Raw genomic sequence first — 634 nt, forward strand, 5'->3', positions numbered from 1 at the left:
CATGTACATCAAATCGCCTTCATCCAATGGTGGGATGAATTCGCTGCCTAGTTGGCTAGTTGGGTAGTACGCCGATGCTAATAGGCCGAGCGCCAGTACGATCATCGCTTTCGGATATTTCAAGCTCAGATTAAGCAATGGACGATACAGCGCAACCAGACCACGGTTCACAGGGTTCTTATGTTCTGGCAGTATTTTACCGCGAATAAAGTAACCCATTAGAACTGGCACGAGCGTGATCGCAAGTGCTGCCGCTGACGCCATAGCATACGTCTTGGTAAAGGCGAGAGGAGAGAACATCTTGCCTTCTTGACCTTCCAGTGCAAACACTGGAACAAAGCTTAACGTGATGATAAGCAGCGAGAAGAATAGGGGCGCGCCCACTTCTTCAGCGGCTTTGCCAATCACTTGCCAGCGGTTCTTATCCGTGAGTGGCGTTCGCTCAATGTGCTTGTGGACGTTTTCTATCATCACGATGGCACCATCCACCATTGCACCGATGGCGATGGCAATCCCCCCGAGCGACATGATGTTGGCATTAATGCCTTGAGAATGCATCACGATGAACGCTGCAAGGATGCCGACAGGCAAGCTCAGGGCGATAACCAATGAAGAGCGAATATGGAACAAGAAC

At 50.5% G+C, this 634-nt stretch carries 1 protein-coding gene; it reads right to left on the reverse strand.

The window, feature by feature from the left end:
• Positions 1-634: efflux RND transporter permease subunit (locus tag R7E78_RS27760; protein ID WP_318058839.1), on the reverse strand; the 634-nt coding region annotated here is incomplete at both ends.

It is taken from the genome of Vibrio sp. YT-19(2023), from assembly GCF_033337395.1.